This is a genomic window from Lacticaseibacillus camelliae DSM 22697 = JCM 13995, from assembly GCF_001311195.1.
Lineage (GTDB): Bacteria > Bacillota > Bacilli > Lactobacillales > Lactobacillaceae > Lacticaseibacillus > Lacticaseibacillus camelliae.
The window spans coordinates 1-5764 of record NZ_BBAJ01000108.1; the positions used below are offsets into that span (position 1 = coordinate 1).

The window sequence follows — 5764 nt, forward strand, 5'->3', positions numbered from 1 at the left end:
GGCGCTCGGGTTTACTTTTTAACGGTGCGGTTAGTTTGGTGGTCCGGCTCCGGTTCCGGTTCAGGATCGGGATGGCCGCCGCCGAGGTTTTTCGTGACGGCTTTGAAGTTGATGACGATTTTGAAGTTGAGCTCGGCGGCGTTTTGCTTGTCGCTGGGATCATAGTCGGTGATTGCGAGCAGCGCCGAGTTTTCGTACTTTTTCTGCACGGTGCCGGTGAAGACATGGGCCATATCTTCCTTGACCTTTGCCCTCACGGTGTCACCGAGTTGGATTTCTTCTCTCTTCATGACGTTCAGTTCCTTTCGCTCTATTCCTTAACGGATAGGAAGGATAGTAACGCATCACTAAGCGTAAAGCAATAGAAAAGGATCAACTTTTGCAAAGCCAGAATGATTTGCCAAAAAGGCTGCTGAAGGCTTATCGTATAGAGGAAAGATAATGAGAAGGGATGACGATTTTTGGCAGAGACCACACTTTTGTTCAAGGATCTGAGCGACGCCGCCAAGCACACGGCGATCTCAGATTTTGCCACGTTCTACATTGATCAGTACCAGCACGAGGGGCTGGACGCTTTGGCGCAGATCGACCTGACCGGCCACATTGCCGACATTAACCAGTGGCTGCTGGTCAACAGTTCATTTCTGCCAGGGGAGCTGCACGATGGCCTGGTGCGTGACCGTTACGACAACTTTGCCGCGCTTCTGACCACCGTCAAAGCAAAGTTCAACGCCAATGGCAAACCAGTGGAACCATGGACCGAATGGTACAGCAAGACGATTGAAAAGACCCCGCAAGGCCGTTAAACCGGTTCAGCAGTGAGTAATCACTGCTTTTTTTAATGCGCGCCGGTCTTATATAATAAATTGATACTTCTGGGAGGCGAGGGCATGACCCCGTATTTGATCGTATCAGACGTCGACGGCACACTGGCCATCGACAACACCACCATCACCGCACACACCAGCGCGGTGATCAACCAGTTGCTGGACCGCGGCCATCAATTCTACCTGGCGACCGGCCGAATGCACGCGTTAGCAGAAAACATGGCGAAACAGATTGGTCCGCGCGCCGAGATCATCGCCTCCAACGGCGCCTCGTATGACACCCCTGGTGGCCGGTCCATCACCTGTTGGGAGCCAGGGCACTGGCGGCAATTGAGACGGCCACGACCGCACACGGGCTGACCGGGGTGTATTACACCGATGACGCGGTCTATTACGTCAGCGATCCTGATCCGGTGCTGAAGCAGTACATGTACTCGTTTGCGCCCAAGGATCTGGCCATGGCGGTCACCCAACTGCCGAGTGTTTCGGCGCTGGTGCAGCACGCCGGCGAGATCATCAACGGCAACGTGTTTTCCCTGCACGATCACGGCGAGCTGGCGGCGGTTCGAGAAGAACTGGCCGCTAAGGACCTGCTGCACCTGTCGGCCAGCTTCACGAACAACATTGAGCTGATCCCCAAGCATGTTGACAAGGCCAATGCCATTACCGAATTGCAGGCCAAGCTGGGCATTCCCCCGGCGCGCACCATCGCGTTTGGTGACGGTAACAACGATATCGGCATGCTGCAAAGCGCTGGGATCTCGGTGGCAATGGGTAATGCCGTGCCGGCGGTCAAGGCGGCCGCCAAGTACGAGACTGGGCCCAACACCGAAGACGGGCTGGCGCAATTTTTGACGCGGTATTTCAAGCTTTGAGTGGCGCCGGCTGCGGCGCTTTTCTTATGCTTTTGGAGCGCTTCGTGTTACCGTAAAGGCAAACCAAAGGAGAGTGATTTCATGTATCACGCAGACGAAAATCGTTACAGTGCGGTGCCGGTGCGCCACGCCGGGAAAAGTGGCCTGATGCTACCGGCGATCTCACTGGGGCTGTGGCGGCACTTCGGCTCGACCGATGCATTGGCAGCACGCCGGGAAGTGATTCTGGCTGCCTTTGACCGCGGCGTGTTCCATTTTGACGTGGCGAATCATTACGGCGACGGGGACTTCGGGTCCAGCGAAAGCCTGCTCGGGCAGATTCTCAGCCGCGACCTCAAACTTTACCGCGATGAGCTGGTGATTTCGACCAAGGTTGGCTACGAGATCCATCCCGGCCCATACGGCACCGGTACGTCGCGCAAGGCGGTCCTGCAGGGGATCGATGACTCGCTGCAGCGCCTGCAGCTGGATTACGTCGACTTGTTTTACGCGCACCGTTTCGACGATACCGTTGATGTCGCGGAAACCGTGCGGGCCCTGGACGACGTGGTGCGTCAGGGCAAGGCGCTTTACATCGGGGTGTCCAACTACGACACGCCGCAGGCCAAGCGTGCGATCCGGATGTTCCAGGACCTAGGCACGCCGTTTGTGGTCGACCAGATGAGTTACAACATGTTCAACCGCAGCGTGGAAACCTCGGGACTGCTGGATGTGCTCCGGGACGCCGGCGCGGGACTGGTCGCCTACGGACCGCTGTCTGAGGGGCTGCTCTCCGACCGCTATCTCGGCGGCATCCCGGAGACCTTCAAGATCCACCCGACGAATCAGGGCACCTTTGCCGCCGGTCGGGCCGCAGTGGTCACCAAGCTCAACGCGTTGAACGACCTGGCCCAGGGCCGGGGCCAGACGCTGGCGCAAATGGCGCTGGCCTGGCTGCTGCGCGATCCCGTGGTCACCAGCGTGATCATTGGAACCACCAGTGTCGCGCACCTGGAAGACAACCTGAAGGCGTGCGCGCACCTAGACTTTACCGCGGATGAGCTGGCGCAAATCGACGCCATCATCAAGTGAGAGTGGCTGATTAAGTAAAAAAATGCTGGCGACCTGGCTAATCTTAGGTGGTCAGCATTTTCTTACGGGTGGTTCGCGCATTTAAGCGTTGAACTTGGCCAAGTGGGCCTTGAGAAAGGCGCCGGTGTGGCCGGCGGTGCATTCCGCCACCTGCTGCGGCGTCCCGCTGGCGACAATCTGACCGCCGAAGCGGCCGCCTTCCGGACCCAGGTCAAGAAGGTAGTCCGCGTTGGCCAGCACGTCCAGGTCGTGCTCGATGGTCAAGACGGTCCCCCCGGCATTGATCAGGCGCTGAAACACGCGGAGCAGCGTCGCCACATCCAGGGGATGCAGCCCGACCGAGCTCATCGAAGACAAACAGGGTCCCGCGCTGCGTCCGGCCCATGTGTGCGGTCAGCTTCAACCGCTGGGCCTCGCCGCCGGACAGTGACGGTGTACTTTCACCGAGGTGCAGGTAGCCCAGTCCCATGTCGTGCAGGGTTTGCAGGGTCGCCTCGATGGCCGCCTCGTCCTTGAAGACGGGCAGCGCTGCATCGACAGACAGGTCGAGTAAGTCGGCAATGCTGTAATCGTGCCACTTCACTTCCAGCACATCCGGATTATAGCGGCGGCCGCCGCAAGTCGGGCAGACCTGCTGCATGTCCGGGAGGTACTGAATGTCCAGGCTGATCTGGCCGGTCCCGCCACAAGTCGGGCAGGCCCCGGCCGTCACGTTGTAGGAAAAATTGCTGGCGGTGTAGCCGCGGTTCTGACTTTCAGGCAGGCCGGCGAACAGCTCGCGCAGCCGGTCGAGGATATTGGTGTAAGTGGCGACGGTGGAGCGCACATTTTTGCCCACCGGGCTGGCATCGATGGCGACGACCCGCCGCAACCCGCCGCGCTGCAAGTCCTTGACGAAGCTCGGCGCCGGATCGGCCTTGGTCGCGGTCAGGGCCGGGACCAAGCGTCGAACACCAGGTCGATTTGCCGGCGCCGGAAAAGCCGGACACCACGCTGAGCTGGTTCACCGGGAACTGCACGGTCAAATTGTGCAGGTTGAAGCGGTCGGTGACGGTGAGGCCGTACCACTTCTTGGCGGTGGTCGCCTTCGCCTGGGCGGTTGGCCGCACAATCATGTTTGCTTTGCCGGTCAGGTAGGGACCAATCAGCGAATTGGGTTGCTTGGCCACTGCGGCCGGGGTCCCTTGGTTCAGCAGGTGGCCGCCAGCCTCGCCGGCACCCGGCCCGATTTCTAGGACCTCGTCGGCGGCGTCGATAATGGCCGTGTCGTGATCGACCACGACTACCGAATTTCCTTGAGCCACCAAGCTGCGCATCACGTCGATCAGCCCGGCCACGTTGGCGGGGTGCAGCCCGATCGACGGCTCGTCAAGGACGTACAACACGCCGGTGGTCTGGGTGCGCAGGGTGCGCGCCAGCTGAATGCGCTGGAGCTCGCCGGTGGACAGCGTCGCGCCAGCGCGGCTGAGTTGCAGGTAGGACAGGCCGAGGTCGAGCAGCGGTTTCAGGACCGTTGTCAGCTCGCGCAGCACGTCATGCGCCAACGACTGCATGTCCTCTGGCAGCCAGGTGTAAATGGAGGGGATGAAAGCTTCCAGTTCGCTGAGGGTCATGTCGGAGACCTCGGCGATGTTTTTCCCGTTGATCTTTTGGTGCAGCAGTTCCGGCCGAAAGCGGGAGCGTGGCAGGTCGGGCAGACGTCGAAGCGGTAGAATCGATTCAGGCGCGTAATGGCGCGTTCGTTGGTCGTGGTGGCCAGCGAATCTTCGACCGCGTTAAAGGCATTTTCGTACATGGCGTGGTCCATGTGAAAATTTTGCCGGTTTTGGACGGGATGTTGATGGCATAGGTCTGCTTCTTGCCGTGCCAGACCATTTTTTGTTGGTCTTTGGGCAGGTCCTTGAACGGGGTGTCGATGTCAATGCCGATCTGCTGGGCCACATTCATCATAAAATTGCGGCCAGGAAGCCGCCAAGAGGCGACCGCCCCTTGGCGGATGGTCAGTGATTGATCAGGAATCAGGCGCTCCGGGGCGATGGTCCGCGCGACCCCGGTGCCGTTGCAGGTGGGGCAGGCCCCGACAGAATTGAAGGCGAAGTCCTCGGCGCCAAAAGCTTTAAACTGCGCGCCGCAAACCGGACAAGTGAGCGCCCCCATACCGCCGTCAGGCTGGTTCGGCAGGTCCATCAGGCGCGCGATGGTCAACGTTGGTGGCAGTTGGTGACCGTTGGGACAGCGCACGGACCCGAGGCGCGAGAACGCCAGGCGCAGCACGTTCAGGGCCTCAGTGGTGGTGCCAACCGTTGAACGAATACCCGGGACAATGGGCCGCTGCCGCAGTGCAATGGCGCTGGGGATGTGCGCGATCGAGTCGACCTGGGCGTGGCCAACCTGGCCCAGGCGGCGCCGCGTGTAGGTCGACAGTGCTGACACATAGCGGCGCATGCCTTCCGAATACAGGACCCCCATCGCCAGCGAGGACTTGCCGGACCCGGAGCGACCAGTGATGGCGACCAACTTGTGCAGTGGAATGTCGACGTCGAGGTGCTTGAGGTTGTGGACGGCGGCACCGCGCACCTCAATTGATTCTGGAATCGTGGTAGACTTGGACATTAGAAAACCTTCTTTGAAAAGAGTGAATGCAATGACAATCGATAACAGTGCCTTGACCCATCGCTCGATCCGCACATTCAGCGCGGCGCCGAGTGCCGCCGACCAACGCGTGCTTGAGGACGTGGCGCAGGCGACTTCGTCCAGCAACTTCCTGCAGCAGGTCACTTTGATCAAGGTGTTTGATCCGCAAAAGCGTCAGCGTATTGCGGACCTCACAAACTGCCCGTTTGTGGCCGGTGAGGGCCTGCTTTACGTCTTTGTGCTGGACCAGCACCGCAACATTGAAACGGCTCATTTGACCGAAGCCACGGCGAGCCATTTTACCGGTTGGGCCGGCTTCTTCGGTGGTGTCGCCGACGCGGAACTGGCCGCGCAGAA

General features: G+C 59.9%; 4 protein-coding genes and 2 pseudogenes. 4 read left to right on the forward strand and 2 right to left on the reverse strand.

Annotated elements, in window-relative coordinates:
• Positions 1 to 11: 11 nt before the first annotated feature.
• Positions 12 to 290 carry a DUF2187 domain-containing protein gene (locus tag JCM13995_RS12555; RefSeq protein WP_225350905.1) on the reverse strand — a complete coding sequence of 93 codons (279 nt, stop codon included), beginning with the start codon at positions 288 to 290 and terminating at the stop codon, positions 12 to 14.
• Positions 291 to 461: 171 nt separating this feature from the next.
• On the opposite strand from JCM13995_RS12555, the gene JCM13995_RS12560 reads away from it, so the two are divergent.
• From JCM13995_RS12560 to JCM13995_RS12570, 3 genes and pseudogenes are all read left to right on the forward strand, one after another.
• Positions 462 to 806 (forward strand): hypothetical protein, encoded by a 345-nt coding sequence (locus JCM13995_RS12560; RefSeq protein ID WP_054666199.1) that lies wholly within the window; start codon positions 462 to 464, stop codon positions 804 to 806.
• A gap of 84 nt (positions 807 to 890) precedes the next feature.
• A pseudogene (locus JCM13995_RS12565) lies at positions 891 to 1702 on the forward strand (HAD family hydrolase).
• A gap of 81 nt (positions 1703 to 1783) precedes the next feature.
• The gene (locus JCM13995_RS12570) at positions 1784 to 2773 is read left to right on the forward strand and encodes an aldo/keto reductase (protein ID WP_054666202.1); all 990 of its coding nucleotides are present in this window, start codon (positions 1784 to 1786) and stop codon (positions 2771 to 2773) included.
• A gap of 81 nt (positions 2774 to 2854) precedes the next feature.
• Here the strand turns inward: JCM13995_RS12570 and JCM13995_RS12575 are convergent.
• Positions 2855 to 5386, reverse strand: a pseudogene (locus JCM13995_RS12575) (excinuclease ABC subunit UvrA).
• 31 nt (positions 5387 to 5417) lie between these two features.
• Here JCM13995_RS12575 and JCM13995_RS12580 point away from each other — a divergent pair.
• Positions 5418 to 5764: nitroreductase family protein (locus JCM13995_RS12580; RefSeq protein ID WP_500778519.1), on the forward strand; the 347-nt coding region annotated here is incomplete at its 3' end.